Below are 18905 nucleotides of genomic sequence, written 5' to 3' on the forward strand. Positions count from 1 at the left end.
CCGACCTTTGCCGGATCGAACCTTGCCGACAAAAGAAAGCGGCGGCGCCCTTGGCGCCGCCGGTCGCATGGCCTCTGTATCCGTCGTTCAGGTATTGCTGGCGGTTCCGGCCGTCGGAAACTGCTTGGCGAATTCGGCCTCGTTGCCAGCGGCGAGCAGCTTGGCCTGCTCGATCCAGCGTTCGCGCGCGATGCGGCCGTCGAAGTTCATCACCTCCTCGATCCGCTTGATGTCGGCTGGTGTCCAGCCGGCGATCTGGGCGTATGTGGTGACGCCTTGCGCCTTGAGCAGCTTTTCGTTGACTGGGCCGATGCCGATCAACCGGCGCAGATTGTCGGGCTTGCCCGACGCCGGCTTGGCCGCTGCCGGTGCGGTCTTCTTTGCAGCGGGTGCTGCCTTGGGCACGGTCGAAGTCTTCGCCGGAGCCTTGGTCGTCGGAGCCTTGGTCGTCGGAGCCTTGGTCGTCGGAGCCTTGCTCTGCGAAGCCATGGCTGCCGGTGCCGAAGCAGTTGCGAGTTTGGCGGCCGCGGGCTTCGGTGCTGCCTTTGCCGGGGCCGCCTTCGCGGCGGCTGGCTTGGCTGCCGCCGCACCGGATTTTGCAACGGCTGGCGTCGACATCAGGGCTGCCGGTGGCTGACTTGACGCCTTTGCTCCGCCGGTGCCCGACGAGGCCTGGGCCTCGCGCAGCTGACGCTCGAGGTCGGAGCGGCTCTTGCCGCATGCACTGAGTTCGCCGGTCAGGCGGTCGCTGTCGGCGCGCAGCTTGTCGCGCTCGCTGCGGGTGCGATCGAGGTCGCCGCGAAGACTGTCGAGCTCACCGCGCAGGCGCCCCCAGATGAACCAGCCGACCAACACGCCTACCAACAACGCCAGGACCACGTAGAAAAAAGTGCCCATTGTCTCTCTCCAGTCAGATCCGTCTGCCGTGGGTCATGGCCTTCGGCGCAGGACTACTCGATGATGGTTCCGCGGTTCGCGGAACAGCCGGCTTCGGTCAAGCTGTCGGCGATCGGCTTTGCCTGCCCATGGCCAACGGCCGTTGTCGCGTTCGCCTGATCGCCACGGCCGGCTGAGATTTCCCTCGCCGATCCGCATGCGCTCCGGCTGAGCTTAAACGGAAAGCTACCATAGAGCTTGCGGAAAGCTATGGGAAAACGTCGATGTAGAGTTCTTCAAGAACAAATATTTAGGGCAAGAAAAGCGCGACCCGAACATGCATTCCGGCTAAACTGTTCTTGCCGGGCGAGAGGCGTCTCAATCGTCGAGCGTTTCCAGTTCGTCAATCAGGCCGCCGATGACGCCGAGCCCGATCTGCCAGAAGGCCGGATCGGTGGCGTCGAGGCCGAAGGGCGCCAGAAGCTGCGAATGATGCTTGGTGCCGCCGGCACGCAGCATGTCGAAATATTTGTCCTGAAAGCCGCGTTCGGCATTCTGGTAGACGGCATAGAGCGAGTTCACCAGGCAGTCGCCGAACGCATAGGCATAGACGTAGAAGGGCGAGTGGATGAAGTGCGGAATGTAGGTCCAGAACACCTCGTAGCCCTCGCGCAACTTGATCGCCGGTCCGAGGCTTTCGGCCTGCACCTCCAGCCAGAACTCGCCCAGCCTGTCGGATGTCAATTCGCCGTTGCGACGCTCGGCATGCACCTTGCGCTCGAATTCATAGAAGGCGACCTGGCGCACCACGGTGTTGATCATGTCCTCGACCTTCTGGGCGAGCATGGCTTTGCGCTCGCGCCGGTCGGTGGTCCGCTCGAGCAGCGAGCGGAAGGTCAGCATCTCGCCGAAGACGGATGCCGTCTCGGCCAGCGTCAGCGGCGTCGAGGCCATCAGCGCGCCCTGGCCGGCGGCCAGCACCTGATGCACGCCGTGCCCAAGTTCATGCGCCAGCGTCATCACGTCGCGCGGCTTGCCCATGTAGTTGAGCAGCACATAGGGGTGAGCCGAGGGTACGGTCGGATGTGCGAAGGCACCCGGCGACTTGCCCGGACGCACCGGCGCGTCGATCCAGTTGCGGTCGAAGAAGGTGCGCGCGATCTCGGCCATCTCGGGCGAGAAGCGGTGATAGGCCGACAGGACCGTGTTCCTGGCCTCATCCCAGCCGATCACCGCCTGCGGCGTCTCCGGCAAGGGCGCGTTGCGGTCCCAGTGGTTCATTACCTCCATGCCGAGCCAGCGCGCCTTCATCGCATAATAGCGGTGCGACAGGCGCGGATAGGCCTCGCGCACGGCGGTGGCGAGCGCATCGACCACGCCGCGTTCGACGCGGTTGGCGAGGTGGCGTGAATCGGCAATGTCCTCGAAGCCGCGCCAGCGGTCCGAAATTTCCTTGTCCTTGGCAAGCGTGTTGGTGATCAGCGTAAAGGTGCGCAGGTTCTTGCGGAAGGTCGTGGCCAACGCCTCCGAGGCGCGGCGGCGGACCTCGCCGTCGGCATCCTGCAAGCGATTGAGGGCCGGCTCCAGCGTCAGTTCCTCGCCGTCGATATCGAAGCGAAGATCGGTCATCGTCTCGTCGAACAGGCGGTTCCAGGCGCCGCGCCCGGTTATCGATTTCTCGTGGAAAAGCTGCTCAACGCGGTCCTCGAGCTGATAGGGCTTGTCCATTCTGAGATCGAGCACCCACGGGCGGTAATGCCCGAAGGCGGGATCGGCGGCCAGCGCGCCCTCGATCGCCGCATCGTCGATCAGGTTCAGCTCGAGCGCGAAGAACAACAGATGCGCGCTGGCGTCGGTCATCTTCTCCTGGATGTCGCCATAGAGCTTGGCGCGCTGCGGATCGGCGGTATTGCCGGCATAGACGAGGCCGGCATAGGAGACGATGCGGCCGATCAGTTCCTCGAGCGCCTCGTACGCGGCCAGTGCCTCGCCCAGCCTGCCGGTAGTTCCGCGCCCGGCCTCGGCGGCGAGCGTGCCTTTCCAGCGGGCCTCGAATGCGACGGTGTCGGCCGCCGCCTTGGCAATGTCACGCTTCAGTTCCGGCGCGTCCATGCCGGCATAAAGGTCGGCGAGGTTCCATTCCGGCAGATCGCCAAGCCCGGCAGCGCCCTGACCGGACGCTGGCGCTGCAATCCGCCGATCAAACATCATGCGCATCGAGATACCTTCTTTGAATCAAATGGCCTGGGTTGAATCACGTGGCCGCAATCACGGAGCCGGACTCAACGGGAATGGAGAAGCCGGTCAAATCCTAAGGAATTCGTTCACCGGGTTTTTTGAAACCTTATTTAGAACCCTGTGCCAAGATGATCCATGGGGTTTTCGGGCGCGGGCGAAGCAAGACAGTCATGACAGGTTCCATACTCATAGTCGATGACGATCCCGTGCAGCGCCGGCTGCTCGAGGCCGCGGTGACGCGGTTCGGCCATACCGCGATCGTTGTGGATGGCGGTACCGCCGGCCTCGAAGTTCTCGACGGGCCTGGCGCCCGCGATGTCTCGGTCGTGATCCTCGACCTGGTCATGCCCGGTCTCGACGGCATCGGCGTGCTGAAGGCGATGCGCGAGCGCGACATCAGCGTGCCGGTCATCGTGCAGACCGCGCAGGGCGGCATCGAGACCGTGGTTTCGGCGATGCGCCACGGCGCTTTCGATTTCGTCGTCAAGCCGGCTTCGCCCGACAGGCTGCAGGCCTCGATCTCCAATGCGCTCAAGGTCGAGGCGGTAGAGGGCGAGGTCAAGCGCACGTCGCGCAAACGCGGCGGGCTGCTGACCTTCAGAGACATGATCACCCACAGTCCGGCCATGGACCGGGTGATACGTCTCGGCCAGAAAGCGGCGGCCTCTCACATCCCGATCCTGATCGAGGGCGAGTCGGGCGTCGGCAAGGAATTGGTGGCGCGCGCCATCCAGGGCAGCGGCGACCGCCGCTCGAAACCCTTCGTCACCGTCAATTGCGGCGCCATTCCCGACAATCTGGTGGAATCCATCCTGTTCGGCCATGAGAAAGGCTCGTTCACCGGCGCCACCGACAAGCACACCGGCAAATTCGTCGAGGCGCATTCCGGCACGCTGTTCCTCGACGAGATCGGCGACCTGCCGCTCGACGTACAGGTCAAGCTGCTGCGCGCCGTCCAGGAAGGCGAGGTCGATCCGGTCGGCGGCCGCTCGACCGTCAAGGTCGACATCCGGCTGATTTCGGCGACGCACCGCAACCTCCTGCAACAGGTCAAGGACGGCAAATTCCGCGAGGATCTGTTCTACCGGCTGAACGTCTACCCGATCTTCGTGCCGCCGCTGCGTGACCGCCGCGACGACATTCCTCATCTGGTCACGCATTTCATGGAGAAGGTGGCGCCGGCCGACCCGCGCCATCGGCTGAAAGGCATTTCGGCGGCAGCACTTGCGGTGCTGCAGGCTTATGACTGGCCCGGCAACATCCGGCAGCTCGAAAACGCCGTCTTCCGCGCCTCGGTGCTGTGCGAAGGCGATGTGTTGACCGCCGATGACTTCCCGCAGATCCGCGCGCAGGTGGAAGGCACCGTCAATCTCGACGCGGACGACACGTTGGAAGCAAGCAGCGTTGCGCCGCCGCCGTCGCTGGAGCCGCGCGACGAGGACGTTGTGCCCGACGAGACCGCTCCGGCGGCTGTGCTGCCGGCCGGGGTCCAGGCCCGCTTCGGCACGCTGCGGGCGCTCGACGAGCGCGGCAATGTGCGTGCGCTGGCCGATGTCGAGCTCGAAATGATCAAGCTCGCCATCGATCACTACAATGGCCAGATGAGCGAGGTCGCCCGCCGGCTCGGCATCGGTCGCTCGACGCTTTACCGCAAGCTCAAGGAATATGGCATCGACCCGGAAACCGGCCGCGTCGACAGGCTTGCTTCCTGAGCCGCAAGGCAGGCACCAGTTTCCCTCGTCATTATATGGTTCGACAGAGCGCCGTCGCCGGATAATGGCGGCGCTTCGACGGGGTATTGTTCACGCATTGAGGCCGGCGGTAACAGATCGTGTTCGGCCCAAGCCGGAATCCTGATCTAAACCAGCGGTTTACCAAGAAACCTTGCGGACAATTTTTGACGGGATATCGCCATGGTCTTACCGCATTTTGGCTTCAATAAGCGATGATTAACCATTAGGATCGATATTCGGATGTGAAAACGACACGTCCGTTTGGGCAAATCCGGGGACAAACGGCAGCCTGCAAGGCCTTTTGATTTGAACAGAATCGAACGACTCACAAACGGGCGGCACTATCATTTGAGCGTCTGGCCGAGATGGTTGGCGGCGGTGATTGTCGCATTTGGTTTTGTTGCCGCGGCCGCCACGGGCGCCCAGGCCGAAGTTCGTTCGCTGAAGCTCTACCATCTCCACACGCATGAGAAGGCGGAGATCGTCTACAAGCGCAATGGTCGCTACGTTCCCGAAGGCCTGAGGAAGATCAACATCATTCTGCGCGACTGGCGTCGCAACGAGCCGACCAAGATGGACCCGCGCCTGCTGGATCTGGTCTGGGAGGCGTATCGGGAAAGCGGCGCCACCGATTATATCCAGGTCGTCTGCGGCTACCGGTCGCCGTCCACCAATTCGATGCTGCGCAGCCGCAGCCGCGGTGTCGCCGAGAAGAGCCAGCATATGCTTGGCAAGGCGATGGATTTCTACATTCCCGGCGTACCGCTGAAGAAGCTGCGCAACATCGGCCTCAAGATGCAGGGCGGTGGTGTCGGCTATTACCCGACCTCCGGTTCGCCATTCGTCCACATGGATGTCGGCAATGTGCGCCACTGGCCCGGCATCAGCCGCCAGGAACTGGTCAGCCTGTTCCCCAATGGCAAGACGCTGCATGTGCCGAGCGATGGCCGGCCGCTGCCCGGCTATGAACAGGCGCTGGCCTCCTACAAGTCGCGCAAGGGTTCGGGCACACCGAATATCGAAGTGGCCAGCGCCGGCGGCAGCGGCAAGAAATCCGGCGGGTTCCTCGCTGCCTTGTTCGGCGGCGGTGGCGACGACGAAGCCGACGACAGCGCCGACGTCGAGACCGCTTCGGCCGCACCCGCGCCCAAGGCTAGAAATCTGAAGCCGGCCGCGACAGCCAAGAGCGGCAACCTGCCTGGCATCGCCATCGTGGCCCCCGAGAATGCCCAGCGCGCCGACATTCCGCAGATTGCCGACGAGCAGGCTCCGGAACCGGAGAAGGACACGCCGGAGACAATCATCGCGGCGCTGCCGGCCAAGGAAATCCCGCTGCCCGATTTCGCGCCTCGGCCGAAGGCCGATGTCGGCGCACAGACGCCTGAAAACGTTCCCTTCGCCACGGCGGATGCGACGACCACCACGGAACAGGCCGTGGCGACCGCGCAGGCGCCGGCGAACATGCCTTTCGGCAAGGCCGATCCGGCGCTGGCAGCGGCAGCGGCGGCCGATCCGGCGCAGGTCGCCGTCAACAATATCCCCTTGCCGACATGGCGTCCCGAACGCACGCTGCCGGCGGATCTCGCGCCGCCGCCCAGCAAGGATGTGCTGATGGCGCTGGCCGAAACGGCTGACCAGGGCAAGACCGCGACGGATGCGTTCTCCGTGCTGCCGACGGCGCGTCCCGAGCCGGCCAAGCCGGATGCCGTCAAGGCCGTGCTCGACGAGGCCAATGCCAAGGCCGGCGCCGCCGACGAATATCAGCTGGCCTCGCTGTCCGTAGAACCGCGTTCGGCCTTCAACGATCCGTCCGGTGTCGATGCGGCGTCGCCGCGCCAGGCTGTTGCCGGCCGGCCGGCCGGTTCGGATCCGGCCGCCGCGATCGGCGCCGGTGCGAAGACGACCCGCAAGGAAGCCAGGGCCACCGCCCGCGATCAGAAGCCTGGCCCCAGGGCCGTAGTGATTGCCGCAGCGCCGCAGGCCGCCCGCTGGGCACTGACCAGCGGCGAGAACGTCGCCACCGTTTCGAGTGCGACGACCGCGCCGGGTTACGCCTACAACATCGTGCATACGCCGCCGAGCGAGGTCTATACGGCCGGCTTCCAGCAGGACAATCAGATGGCCGACGCCAATCGCTTTACCGGCAACGCCGTCAAGTTCCTGTCTGTCGCCCGCTTCCAGACGAAGTAACGAACAGGCCGCAGTATGAGGCCGCGCCGGGCGACCCGCGCGGCTTTTTGCTGTCCCAGCGTGCGATGCATGCGGCCTCCGACCCCTGAGGATCACGCGCGGCTGAACTTCTCGTGAAGCGGGAACGGCCCGCTCATTTCCGGTTTAGTGTGGGTACGCTCCAACCCGAGGATATTCATGAAAAAGATTCTACTGGCATCAGTTATGGCGCTGGCGGCAGCATCGGCCGCGATCGCGCCATCACAGGCGGAGACCGTTGTCGTCAAGACCGACAATCATATGCACATGATGAAGAAGCACTGCCGCACCAGGGTGGTGACGCACTGGCGGCACCATCACAAGGTGACGGAGACGGTCAAGGTCTGCAACTGATCGCAGTCTGGACTAGCTAGCCAGTCAAAAAGGCCCGGTCGACGCTCGTCGGCCGGGTTTTTCATGCCGTGCGGAAAGGCGCTATTTCCCGAGTTCGCTGGCAGCGCGTGCGAGCGCTTCGATCTGATCCCACTTGCCGGCCTTGACCATGTCGTCGGGCGCCACCCATGAGCCGCCGACGCAGATGACATTGGACAGGCTGAGATAGTCGGCCGCGTTCTTGCCGGTGATGCCGCCAGTCGGGCAGAACTTGACGTCCGCCAGCGGCGAGGCAAAAGCCTTGAGCGAAGCGATGCCGCCGGACTGTTCGGCCGGGAAGAATTTCAGGAAGCGAAGGCCGGCTTCGCGCGCGGCCATGATCTCGCCGGGCGTGATGGCGCCGGGCAGCAGCGGAACCTCGCTGTCGGAGGCGGCAGCCAGAAGCTCGCGGGTGATGCCGGGGCTGACGATGAAGCGCGAACCGGCCGCGGCCGCTTCGTCGAACTGGCTGGCATCCAGAATGGTGCCGGCGCCGACGATGGCTTCCTCGACTTCGCCCGCCACGCGACGGATCGCTTCGAGCGCATCCGCGGTCCTCAGCGTGATCTCGATCGCCGGCAAACCGCCACGCGCCAGGGCACGGGCCAGCGGCACCGCATCGGCAACGTTGGCGATCTTCAACACCGGAATGACCGGCTGGCCATTGAGGAGCGACAGGAGGTTCTCGGTCTTGCTGGGCATTCGGTCTCTCCTTGTCGGCGGCGTATCGAGGGGATTTCAACCGATTAGCAGACCGGTATTGCCCTGTCCACGGAACCCATCGCGGCGCGATGTCACGCGTGGCCACTCAGCTTAAAGGTTCTTTCCCGACAGAGCCATGACAGACGGATCGAACCCGTTTCACTTGAATCGGCTTCTACTAGCGTCTAGTTGCTCTGGCAATGACAACACTGCCCGCGCCATCCCAGCCAGCCCGCGTCGCCGCGCTCTACCGTTTTGCCCGGCTCGATGCTTTCGAGGCGTTGCGCGCGCCGCTTGCGGCCTTCTGCTGCGGGCGCGGCATCAAGGGCACGCTGCTCCTGGCGCATGAGGGCATCAACGGCACCGTCGCCGGCAGCGACGAAGCGATCGCCGCGCTGATCGAACACATCGAAGCGATCGACGGCCTGTCGGGTCTCGAGGTCAAGTACAGCAGTGCCGCGGCCATGCCCTTCCATCGCATGAAGGTGCGGCTGAAGCGCGAGATCGTCACCATGGGCGTCGAGACCATCGACCCGGCGGCAAGTGCGGGCACCTATGTGGAGGCGGGCGACTGGAATGCGCTGATCTCGCAAGCCGACACGATCGTCATCGATACGCGCAACGCCTATGAGGTCTCGATCGGCAGCTTCAAGGGCGCCGTCGACCCGGCGACGGCGAGCTTTCGCGAATTCCCGGCCTGGGTGGAAGCGCATCGGGCGGATCTCGAAGGACGCAAGGTGGCGATGTTCTGCACCGGCGGCATTCGCTGCGAAAAGGCGACCGCCTATGTGAAGTCACTCGGCTTCGAGGACGTGTTCCACCTCAAGGGGGGCATCCTCAAATACCTTGAGGAGGTTCCAGCGGAGCAGAGCCTGTGGCAAGGCGAGTGCTTCGTCTTCGACGAGCGGGTTTCGGTGTCGCACGGCCTCACGGAGGGTGATGCGGAGCTTTGCCGTGCCTGTCGCCATCCGCTGACGGCAAGCGAGCTGGCTTCGCCTCGATATGCCGCCGGCGTTTCTTGCCCGCATTGTTTTGACGCCCGCTCGGACGAAGACCGGAAGCGCTACGCGGAGCGGCAGCGACAGGTCGAGCTCGCGCAAGCGCGGGGCAGGGGACCGCACATCGGGTCCTGATCGAGGGCGCCGGGGCCGGGCAAACCGGGGCACTGTCATTGCAATGTCAAGCTTCGGGACCTACCTCTTCGGCGTTCGAAACCTGCCCGTTCGGCTTGGCAAATCCTGGAGGCATCGATGTTCGATCCCAAGAAGCTTCTCGACGATCTGCTCGGCTCGCAAGTTCCCGGTGCCAGCGGCACGGTCCGCGACAAGGCTGGCCAGGCGGTGCAGATGGCCAAGGACAATCCGCTGGCCGCCGGTGCGCTAGCCGCCGTGCTGCTTGGGACCGGCGCCGGCCGGCAGGTGACGGGTGCCGCGGTGAAGCTCGGCGGACTGGCCGCCATCGGTGGTCTCGCCTACAAGGCCTACCAGAACTACAAGGCCGGCAACGCACCGGAACAGGCGCCCGCGGCTGGCGAGCCGGAATTGCTGCCGCCGCCCAAGGACACCGCCTTCCACCCGTCGCAGGCGCCGCAAGGCGAGGATGAGTTCACGCTGACCCTGGTGCGGGCGATGATCTCGGCGGCCAAGGCCGACGGCCATGTCGACGACGAAGAGCGCCGGAAGATCGCCGGCAAGCTCAGCCTCGCCGGGATCGGCACCGATGCGGAAAAATTCCTGATGGCGGAACTGGAGAGCCCACTCGACCTCGACACGCTGGTGGCGGGTGCTCATACTGATGCGCAGAAGCTCGAACTCTACACGGCGTCGCGCCTCACGATCGACCCCGACACGCGCGCCGAGCGCGGTTACCTCGACCTGCTTGCCGGGCGGCTCGGCCTGCCGGACTCGCTGATCGACCATGTCGAGGCGACGGTTTCGGCGGCGAAAGTGCCCACGGCCGAGGGTACACCACCCAATCCGCAGTGGTAACCCGGATTGGCACACAGGCCGTGGAGGCGTTAGCCATTCGTTAACTCAGGAAGCGCATGATTCTACACAGTCGGATCGGCTTTTCCTCCTCCCAAGCCCGGTTCAGATCAGGGCGGTCGCCAATGACCGCCCTTTTTGTCCGTCCTCGCCGGCTGCCCTCCAAACAAATGGGTTCACTTTTCGAGGCCATGTCCCAGTGGCCGCGCTTGCCATCGCTGCCATCATTTGCGATGCCTTCTCCACCCGAACCAAATTTGTAGATCAGGCGAGCACGCACATCGCTGCCGGAGGACATCAGCCATGACCGAGCAAAAGACCGCCATCGTCACCGGGGCCGGCACCGGGATCGGCAAGAGCGTAGCCACGGCATTGCTCAAGGCCGGCTGGAATACGGTGTTCTGCGGGCGCCGCAAGCCGGTGCTGGATGCCGCGATCGCCGAGATCGGGCCGACCGAGGCCAGAGCGTTGGCGGTTGCCTGCGACATCAGCAAGGCCGGTGAGGTCGACGATCTGTTCGAGACCGTGGCGGAGGCTTTCGGGCGGGTCGATCTGCTCTTCAACAATGCAGGCATGGGCTACAAGTCGACGCCGATCGACGAGATCCCGGTCGAGGTCTGGAACGATATCGTCGGCGTCAACCTCACCGGATCTTTCTTGTGCGCGCGAGCGGCCTTCGGCGCCATGCGCAAGCAGAAGCCGATGGGCGGCCGCATCATCAACAATGGTTCGGTGTCGGCCTATGCGCCGCGCCCGGGCTCGGTGCCCTATACGGCGAGCAAGCACGCCATCACCGGGCTGACCAAGACGCTGGCGCTCGATGGCCGCCCCTATGACATCGCCTGCGGACAGATCGACATCGGCAATGCATTGACCGACATGGCGCAGCCGATGACCGTCGGCGTGCCGCAGGCCAATGGCTCGATATCAGCCGAAGCGGTGATGGATGTCCAACGCGTCGCCGACGCGGTCGTGCACATGGCCAGCCTGCCGCTCGACGCCAACGTGCTGTTCATGACCGTGATGGCGACCAAGATGCCGTTCGTGGGGCGTGGGTGAGCAGCGCGTGCCGGCAGCGCTTTCGCCCGGGCCTCATTTTTCCGCCAGCGGCACGCCGGGCTTGAAGAGTAGAATGGGCCTGATCTCGTAAACGGCGGTCGGGTTGACACGACGAAGATCGCGGGCGATCGCGATGGCGTCATCCCTGGTGACGCAGTCGACGACATAGAGGCCGAGCAACTGTTCCTTGGTCTCGGCGAAGGGCCCATCGATGATCATACCGTCGCCCGGGCCGCGCAAGGTGCAGGCATCCCGTGTCGTTCCCAGACGCGCTGACGGCCCAAGCGTGCCTTCCGCATGAAGCCTGCCGTTGATCTTGAGCAACTCGGCCATCAGCGCCGCATCTTCCTGCGGCGTCAGCGCCTCGATCGCATCTTCCACGTGATAGGCAAGGATTGCATAGAACATGCGAGATTCCCCCATTGGTCCTGATACGGGAATTCGTAGCCGTTTTCGGTATGCCCGCACAGCCTTGGCTACGCGCCTCCGGACGGCTCATGACACCGTCATGGAATGCGGTGGCAAGCTATCCGGCTCGCGCGGCGACGCTGATGCTCACTTGGCCAGAAACGCCCCGATCCGCTCCAGCGCGCGCAGGATGTTCTCCTCGGAATTGGCGTAGGAGAGCCTGATGTAGCCTTCGCCGAGAATGCCGAAATCGGGGCCGCCGATCAGCGCCACACCGGCCTCGTCGAGCAGGGCCGAGGCGAGCTTCTTGGCCTTCCAGCCGGTCTTCGAGACATTGGGGAAGGCATAGAACGCGCCCTTGGGCGTGATGCAGGAGATGTTTGGCAGGGCATTCAGGCCCTCAACCACGATTTTCCTGCGGCGGTCGAAGGCGCGCATCATGGTGTCGACGTCGTCCTGCGGGCCGTCGATCGCCGCGATGCCGGCGAACTGGCTTGGCGCGTTGACGCAGGACCAGCAATTGACCGCCAGCTTGCGCACCTTGTCGTAGAGGTGGGCGCCCTTGTCGCCGTTCGGCCAGATCGACCAGCCCATGCGCCAGCCGGTCATCGCCCAGGTCTTGGACCAGCCGTTGAGCACGATCAGCCGGTCACGGATCTCGGGAAAGCCAAGCAGCGAGCAATGCGTCTCGCCGTCATAAGTCATGACATCGTAGATTTCGTCGGAGAGAATGGCGACGTCTGGATGCTTCTCAAGCCCCTTGACCAGATTCTCGATCTCGGCGCGCGGGGTGACGCCGCCGGTCGGGTTGGCCGGCGAGTTGAGGATCAAGAGCCTGGTCTTCGGCGTGATCAGCCCCAGCGTCTCTTCGGCCGAGAAGGCGAAGCCGTTCTCCTCGCGCATCGGCACGGGAATGGGGGTTGCACCGGTGAACTCGATCATCGAGCGGTAGATGGGAAAGCCGGGGTCGGGATAGAGGATCTCGGCGCCGGGCTCGCCGAACATCAGGATGGCGGCGAACATGGTCGGCTTGCCGCCGGGCAGGATCATCACCGCCTCCGGCGAGACCTCGACGCCGGTGGTCGTCAGCGTGCGTCGCACCACCGCCTCGCGGGTCGCCAGCAAGCCATTGGCCGGCGTGTAGCCATGGTGGCCGTCACGCAGCGCCTTGATCGCCGCCTCGACGATGTGTTGCGGCGTCTTGAAGTCGGGCTGGCCGATGCCGAGATTGACGATGTCGCGGCCCTGGCTCGCCAGCGCCGTCGCCCGGGCCAGCACGGCAAAAGCGTTTTCCTCGCCGAGACGGTCGAAGGCCGAAATCGTGTGGAGCATTTTTCCCGTCCCTGTGGTTCTTACTGTTGGCGAGCGTTTTTGTGAGCGTCCGCCCGCAAAAGTCAAACGGATTGGAGTTTTCGGTGTCGGAAAATCTCAAAGACTGGCAGCCGCGTCCGCGCCCGGAGCGCAAGGTTCTGGAGGGCCGCTATGTCAGGCTCGAGCCATTGAGGGCCGCAACACATGGCGACGGCCTCTATGAAGCATCGTCCGTGGCCGACGTCGACGGCCGCTTCGCGTGGCTGCCCGACTATCCGCCGGAAACCCGCGCCGCCTTCCAGCCCTGGCTGGACAAGGTGGAGGCGAGCGAGGATCCGCTGTTCTTCGCTATTGTCGACAAGGCAAGCGGCAAGGTCGCCGGCCGCCAGACGCTGATGCGCATCGATCCGACCCATGGCGTCATCGAGATCGGCAACATCTACTGGGGACCCCTCATCTCGCGCAAGCCGGCGGCGACGGAAGCACAGTTCCTGTTCATGAAATACATCTTCGACGAACTCGGCTATCGCCGCTACGAATGGAAGTGCAACAACCGCAACGGGCCGTCGAAGCGCGCGGCGGAACGGTTCGGCTTCAAGTTCGAGGGTATTTTCCGCCAGCATCTCATCGTCAAGGGTGAAAACCGCGACACCGCGTGGTATTCGATCATCGACAAGGAATGGCCGGCTCTGCGCAAGGCTTATGAAGCCTGGCTCGATCCGGCCAACTTCGACGCCAATGGCCAGCAGAACCGCCGGCTCGAGGATTTTCGCGCGGAATTCGGCGCCTAACGGGAGTTTGCCATTTGGCGCATATCCACGATCACAGCGGGCACGATCACGGCGGCGGCCATGTGCATGGGTCGACGGACCAGAAGCGCGTCCTGATCGCGGCCTGCCTGACCGCCGGCTTCATGGTGGCCGAGGCGCTCGGCGGCCTGTTTACCGGGTCGCTGGCGCTGCTGGCCGATGCCGGCCACATGCTCGCCGACGCCATTGCGCTCGGCCTGGCCTGGTATGCCTTCCATCTGGCGGGCCGGCCGGCAACCGGCCAGCTCACCTACGGCTTCGGCCGCGTCAAGACGCTGGTGGCCTACACCAATGGCATCGCCATTTTCGTCATCGCTCTGTGGATCGTCTACGAAGCGTGGGATCGCCTGCTGACACCGGCGCCGGTGCTGGGCGGGCCGATGCTGGTGGTGGCGATCCTCGGCCTGCTGGTCAATATCGGCTCCTTCCTGGTGCTGCATGGCGGCGATCGAGACAACCTCAACATGCGCGGCGCCATCCTGCATGTGCTCGGCGATCTGCTCGGCTCGGCAGCCGCGATCGTCGCGGCACTGGTCATCCTGGCGACTGGCTGGACGCCGATCGACCCGATCCTGTCCGTGCTGGTCTCGCTGCTGATCCTGTCCACCGCGTGGTCGCTGATGCGCGCCGCCGCCCACGTCCTGCTCGAAGGCGTGCCGCCAAGCCTCGATCGCGACCTGATCGCCGGGGACATTCAGGCAACGGTCCAGGGCGTGCGCGAGGTGCACCATATGCACATCTGGTCGCTCGACGGGTCGAGCAGCATGGCGACGCTGCATGCCTGCCTCAACGAGGGCGTCGATGCCCATCAGGCGGTCAGCGCCATCAAGAAGCGGCTTGCCAGCGAGCACGGCATCAGCCATGCCACCGTGGAACCGGAATTCGGCCGGTGCGCCGACGATGGCGACGACCATCATCACGAGCATGAGCACGATGCGGCCGCGCATCACGGCCACTATCACTAGGATCGATCGATGACCATTGATCGGACCTGCCTCAGGAGTCCTCCAGCTTTGCAACTCAGCTCGATGAACGACCGCCGTTCCGGTGCGGCATGATGGACCGTGACACGCGCAATGCGGCCATTGCGGCGGTCTGGATCATGCTTCTGTTCGGCATTGCCGCTTTCTACCTGCCGACCGTGATGTTGGCACTCGGCAGTTATTCGACCGTGCTGGCGGGTATCTTCGGCACCGTCTTCGTGCTGGCGTTTTTCCTGGTGTTCTGGTTGCGCGCGCGCACCCAGCGCAAAAATCGGAAGTAAGGGATATCGGACATGCGCATTCTGATCACTGGCGCCGCGGGCATGGTCGGCCGCAAACTCATCGCCCGGCTGGCCAAGGACGGCACGCTGCGCGGCGAGAAGATCACGGCGCTCGACCTCCACGACATCGTGCCGCCGCAGGCGCCAGCCATGGACGGCGTCAGCGTCGCGCTACACACGGGTGACCTTGCCGTAGCAGGCGCCGCGGAAAGCCTGGTTGTGTCGCGCCCCGATGTCGTCTTCCACCTCGCCGGCATCGTGTCGGGTGAGGCGGAAGCGAATTTCGACCTCGGCTACCGCGTCAACCTCGACGGCACGCGTGCGCTGTTCGACGCCATCCGCCTGGCAGGGTTTGCGCCGCGCGTCGTCTTCACGTCGTCAATCGCCGTTTTCGGCGCGCCGTTCCCGGATGTCATACCGGACGAATTCCACCCGACGCCGCTGACCTCCTACGGCACGCAGAAGCAAATGAGCGAAGCGCTGCTGGCAGACTATTCCAGGCGCGGCTTCTTCGACGGCATCGGCATCCGGCTGCCGACGATCTGCGTGCGGCCCGGCAAGCCCAACAAGGCGGCGTCCGGCTTCTTCTCCGGTATCATTCGTGAACCCTTGAGCGGGCAGGAGGCGATCCTGCCGGTGCCGCGCTCGGTCGTGCACACCCATGCCAGCCCGCGCTCGGCGGTGAGTTTCCTGATCCATGGCGCGGAGATCGAGGGCGCAGCCGTGGGGCCGCGCCGCAACCTGACGATGCCGGGTGTCGCCGTCACCGTTGGCGAGCAGATCGAGGCGCTGGAACGGGTGGCTGGATCGCAGGCGACAAGCCTGATCCGCGAGGTGCCCGACGAGACGATCTGGGCAATCGTCAAGGGCTGGCCGACCCGCTTCGAGGCGCGGCGGTCAAGGGAACTTGGCTTCAGTGCCGAAAAGAGTTTTGACGAGATCATCCGCGCGCATATCGAGGATGAGCTGGGCGGCAAGATTCCCGGTCAGTAGCGCACGGTGCCTATCCCATTCCAACGGAATGGTAGGGTCTAAACGCTGCCCGTCAGGCTCGCGGACAGCAGCAGCAGTCCGAACAGGAAGACGAAGGCCGCGCCGCCGATCTCGACGATCGAGTGGATGCGGTTGCCCATGCGGCCGTCGCCGGCGAAATACACCGCCCAGTTCTTGGCGGTCACCGCCAGTGTGGCCAGGGCCGAGACGGTGATCGCGGTTCCGATCGACATTGCCAGCACCGACAGCAGGCCGCCGAGCCAGAGCCCGTTGAGCAGCGCGAAGCTGAGAACGATCAACGCACCGGAGCAAGGGCGGATGCCGACGGCGGCCACCGCCGACCAGGCGGTGCGCCAGTCGAAGCGGTCACCCGACAGCAGCGCCGGATCGGGCGCATGCGAGTGGCCACAGGTGTCGCAGACCTCGCCGCTGGCGTGGTCGTGATGCGCATGATCATGCGCGCCGTGGCCGTAATGATCGTGCGAATGGCCATGCCCATGGTCGTGATCGCCATGCCCGTGCAGTGCGTGGGAATGAGCGTGCGCCGCATGGTCGTGAGCGCCATGCGAATGGCCGGCATGGGAATGACCGGCGTGAGCCGCCGACAGGCTGTAGGCCGGGCCCTTGCCAAACAGGCGCAGGACGGCTGGGCCGAGCTTGCGCCACAAAAGCCAGGCGCCAAAGAGGGTGACCAGGGCAAAGCTCATGATCTCCATGAACCAGGCCGCATCGGTCATCGAGATGGTGGTGCCGCGCAGGACGAAATAGGCCAGCAGCATCACCAGGATCGCCGTCAGGCCCTGCAGCAGCGCCGAGACGAAGGACAATAGGATGCCGCGCTTCAGCGCCACTTCGTTGGCCACCATATAAGACGAGATCACCGCCTTGCCGTGGCCGGGGCCGGCGGCGTGGAAAATGCCATAGGCGAAGGACAGGCCGATGAGTATCCAGATCTTGCTGTTGTCCTGGCGCATTGCCTTCATGGCGGTCGCCAGCGCGCGGTAGAATTCCTGCTGCCTCAGATTGATCCACATCAGGATATGGGCGAACGGACCGGTGGTGGGTGCCATGCCGTCATTGACGCCGATGCCGAGCGAACTCTGGGCGTGCGCGGCATTGGCGAAATGCATCATGGCAAAGGCAAGGGCCAACAGGCCGACTGCCAAACGCAGGGACGGTTTCGAACAGTTCCCGATCGGGTTCACCGGATCTATCCTTCTGGCTGACAGGTCAGTTCGAGTTTGGTGGCAAAGATCTTGCTCATGTCGGTGCCTGTCGGATCGTTGAAGAAGGCATCCGTCAGGGTCTTCTGGTTTTCCTTGATCGCTTCGTCCGGGTCCGGCCGGACGACCTTGCTCGTGCAGTTCGACGGCAGGCCCTCGACGGTGATGTTGGAATCCTCGGTGAAGTCGATCGCCGTATAGAAGGTAGGATCGTAGACGCCGATGTCGATCGTGCCGGACAGCTTGATCGGCGCCTTCGGTTCGGATTCAAACAGGATGATCAACTGGTCGTTGTCGAAATTGGCCATCAGATGCGGCGGCGGCGTCATCGCCACGTCCTTGCCGTCCTGCGTGACGAGCTGGAAATAATTGAACTCGGCCAGCGAGGCATGGACGGTGTCGGCGACCTCCTTCAGCTCCTTGTCGTCAAGCTTCAGGTCGGAGTTCTTGTCGAACTCCATCATCACCGTGCTCGAAAACAGATCGTCGAAGCGCCACAGATGACGCAACGCTTTCACACTTTGGTGATCCGGGGACAGGACCACGTCGAGGCGCGCCTCGGCGAAGACGTGCGGATGCACCTCGGCCGGTCCTGTCGCGGCAAAGATCGCCGCCAAGGCCGAGGCCAGCATGATTGCGTGCCGTTTCAGATGCATTCGCGGTCGCGATTCCCTTGGCTTTCGAGAGCGTGGTCGAAGGTTACCAGAAAGGGGGCGAAATTGGGACTGCGGGCGCATGTCACCCAAAAGTGCGCGAGGCTTTGGATAGCGCCACGCATGCAGGAGAGCTTAAAAGCGTGCGGTATCCGGGCTGCTGGGGCAGGTCAGGCGCTCTCGCGCGTCCTGAACCACTGCACCAGGAAATCGACGAAAACGCGCACCTTCGCCGGAAGGTAACGGCGATGCGGATAGACGGCGAAGATGCCGCCGCCCGACAGGATGCGGTCGTCGAGCACCGCCACCAATTGGCCGCTCTTGAGGTCTGGGGCGGCGATGAAATCCGGCAGGATGCAAAATCCAAGCCCCGACAAGGCCGCGGCGCGCGCCGCCATCGGGCTGTTGACCTCGATCGGGCCGGAGACGGCGATGCTCACCGGATCGCCATTGTCGCCCTTGAAGGGCCAGTTGTTCAGTCCGCGGCCATTGGTGTCGACGATGCAGGGCATGTGGCTGAGATCCTGCGGTCGCGTCGGCATGCCATGCTTGGCGATCAGTTCTGGAGAGCCGCAGAGCTTGATCGAAAACGGCGCCAGCCGCCTGGCGATCAGCGACGAGTTCTCCAGCCGCGAGATGCGCACGGCAAGGTCGAAGCCTTCCTCGACCAGATCGACAAAGCGGTCGTCGAGCTGGATGTCGAGCACGATGTCGGGATACTGCTTAGCGAAGTCGATCAGCGACTGGCCGATCGGCGCGTCGGCGAAGGTGCGCGGCGCCGACAGCTTGATGCGGCCGCGCACGTCGCCGGAGGACTCGCGCACGGCGTCGGCCAGGCTATCGACCTCGCGCACGATTTCCGAGGCGCGGCGGTAGTAGGTGTGGCCGGCCTCGGTCATCGAGAACTGGCGCGTGGTGCGGTTCAGCAGCAGAGCGCCGAGCTCGTCCTCCAGCTCGCGCACATATTTCGACAGCAGCGCCTTGGAGCGGCCGATCTTGCGCGCCGCCGCCGAAAAGCCTTCGGCCTCGACGACGTCGATGAAGGCGCGCATGCGGGTCAGTGTGTCCATT

18 protein-coding genes are annotated in these 18905 nt (G+C 64.3%); 10 read left to right on the forward strand and 8 right to left on the reverse strand.

Annotated elements, in window-relative coordinates; genetic code table 11:
• Positions 1-87: 87 nt before the first annotated feature.
• Positions 88-897 carry a proton-conducting membrane transporter gene (locus tag FJ943_RS10770; protein WP_140721381.1) on the reverse strand — a complete coding sequence of 270 codons (810 nt, stop codon included), beginning with the start codon at positions 895-897 and terminating at the stop codon, positions 88-90.
• Between the two features lie 357 nt (positions 898-1254).
• Entirely contained in the window at positions 1255-3093 is a 1839-nt protein-coding gene (locus FJ943_RS10775) for a M3 family oligoendopeptidase (protein WP_181174535.1), read from the reverse strand.
• A 191-nt stretch (positions 3094-3284) separates the two neighbouring features.
• Between FJ943_RS10775 and FJ943_RS10780 the strand changes: the two genes are divergently transcribed.
• From FJ943_RS10780 to FJ943_RS10790, 3 genes are all read left to right on the forward strand, one after another.
• Positions 3285-4826, forward strand: coding sequence for a sigma-54 dependent transcriptional regulator (locus FJ943_RS10780; RefSeq protein WP_140721383.1), 1542 nt, complete (start codon positions 3285-3287; stop codon positions 4824-4826).
• A gap of 399 nt (positions 4827-5225) precedes the next feature.
• Positions 5226-7037, forward strand: a complete 1812-nt coding sequence (locus FJ943_RS10785; protein WP_246671854.1) for a DUF882 domain-containing protein — start codon at positions 5226-5228, stop codon at positions 7035-7037.
• A gap of 177 nt (positions 7038-7214) precedes the next feature.
• Positions 7215-7409 carry a hypothetical protein gene (locus tag FJ943_RS10790; RefSeq protein ID WP_140721389.1) on the forward strand — a complete coding sequence of 65 codons (195 nt, stop codon included), beginning with the start codon at positions 7215-7217 and terminating at the stop codon, positions 7407-7409.
• A gap of 81 nt (positions 7410-7490) precedes the next feature.
• Here FJ943_RS10790 and FJ943_RS10795 read toward each other — a convergent pair whose 3' ends face one another.
• Complete coding sequence (locus FJ943_RS10795; RefSeq protein ID WP_140661795.1) at positions 7491-8129, reverse strand: 2-dehydro-3-deoxy-phosphogluconate aldolase; 639 nt, start codon at positions 8127-8129, stop codon at positions 7491-7493.
• A gap of 200 nt (positions 8130-8329) precedes the next feature.
• On the opposite strand from FJ943_RS10795, the gene FJ943_RS10800 reads away from it, so the two are divergent.
• From FJ943_RS10800 to FJ943_RS10810, 3 genes are all read left to right on the forward strand, one after another.
• Positions 8330-9262, forward strand: coding sequence for a rhodanese-related sulfurtransferase (locus tag FJ943_RS10800; protein ID WP_015315859.1), 933 nt, complete (start codon positions 8330-8332; stop codon positions 9260-9262).
• A 117-nt stretch (positions 9263-9379) separates the two neighbouring features.
• Positions 9380-10117 carry a tellurite resistance TerB family protein gene (locus FJ943_RS10805; RefSeq protein WP_140721392.1) on the forward strand — a complete coding sequence of 246 codons (738 nt, stop codon included), beginning with the start codon at positions 9380-9382 and terminating at the stop codon, positions 10115-10117.
• A 300-nt stretch (positions 10118-10417) separates the two neighbouring features.
• On the forward strand, positions 10418-11173 hold the full coding sequence (locus FJ943_RS10810) for an SDR family oxidoreductase (RefSeq protein WP_140721395.1): 756 nt from the start codon (positions 10418-10420) through the stop codon (positions 11171-11173).
• Between the two features lie 33 nt (positions 11174-11206).
• Here the strand turns inward: FJ943_RS10810 and FJ943_RS10815 are convergent, their stop codons facing one another.
• Complete coding sequence (locus FJ943_RS10815; protein ID WP_015315862.1) at positions 11207-11581, reverse strand: YciI family protein; 375 nt, start codon at positions 11579-11581, stop codon at positions 11207-11209.
• A gap of 147 nt (positions 11582-11728) precedes the next feature.
• A complete protein-coding gene (locus tag FJ943_RS10820; RefSeq protein WP_140721398.1) occupies positions 11729-12913 on the reverse strand; it encodes a pyridoxal phosphate-dependent aminotransferase in 1185 nt (394 codons plus the stop codon).
• Positions 12914-12996: 83 nt separating this feature from the next.
• Between FJ943_RS10820 and FJ943_RS10825 the strand changes: the two genes are divergently transcribed.
• The 4 genes from FJ943_RS10825 to denD all read left to right on the forward strand — a co-directional run bounded on the left by FJ943_RS10825 (position 12997) and on the right by denD (position 15958).
• Positions 12997-13683, forward strand: a complete 687-nt coding sequence (locus tag FJ943_RS10825; protein ID WP_140713423.1) for a GNAT family protein — start codon at positions 12997-12999, stop codon at positions 13681-13683.
• A 14-nt stretch (positions 13684-13697) separates the two neighbouring features.
• A complete protein-coding gene (locus tag FJ943_RS10830) occupies positions 13698-14666 on the forward strand; it encodes a cation diffusion facilitator family transporter (RefSeq protein ID WP_015315869.1) in 969 nt (322 codons plus the stop codon).
• Between the two features lie 89 nt (positions 14667-14755).
• Positions 14756-14965 carry a hypothetical protein gene (locus FJ943_RS10835; RefSeq protein WP_015315870.1) on the forward strand — a complete coding sequence of 70 codons (210 nt, stop codon included), beginning with the start codon at positions 14756-14758 and terminating at the stop codon, positions 14963-14965.
• A gap of 12 nt (positions 14966-14977) precedes the next feature.
• Positions 14978-15958, forward strand: coding sequence for a D-erythronate dehydrogenase (gene denD / locus FJ943_RS10840; RefSeq protein WP_140721401.1), 981 nt, complete (start codon positions 14978-14980; stop codon positions 15956-15958).
• Between the two features lie 38 nt (positions 15959-15996).
• On the opposite strand, the gene FJ943_RS10845 is transcribed toward denD, so the two are convergent.
• The 3 genes from FJ943_RS10845 to FJ943_RS10855 all read right to left on the reverse strand — a co-directional run bounded on the left by FJ943_RS10845 (position 15997) and on the right by FJ943_RS10855 (position 18904).
• On the reverse strand, positions 15997-17091 hold the full coding sequence (locus FJ943_RS10845; RefSeq protein WP_224622467.1) for a nickel/cobalt transporter: 1095 nt from the start codon (positions 17089-17091) through the stop codon (positions 15997-15999).
• 77 nt (positions 17092-17168) lie between these two features.
• Complete coding sequence (locus FJ943_RS10850; RefSeq protein WP_140619413.1) at positions 17169-17837, reverse strand: DUF1007 family protein; 669 nt, start codon at positions 17835-17837, stop codon at positions 17169-17171.
• 167 nt (positions 17838-18004) lie between these two features.
• Positions 18005-18904, reverse strand: coding sequence for a LysR family transcriptional regulator (locus FJ943_RS10855; protein ID WP_127275856.1), 900 nt, complete (start codon positions 18902-18904; stop codon positions 18005-18007).
• Position 18905 lies beyond the last annotated feature (1 nt).

This window comes from Mesorhizobium sp. B2-3-10 (genome assembly GCF_006442275.1).
Lineage (GTDB): Bacteria > Pseudomonadota > Alphaproteobacteria > Rhizobiales > Rhizobiaceae > Mesorhizobium > Mesorhizobium australicum.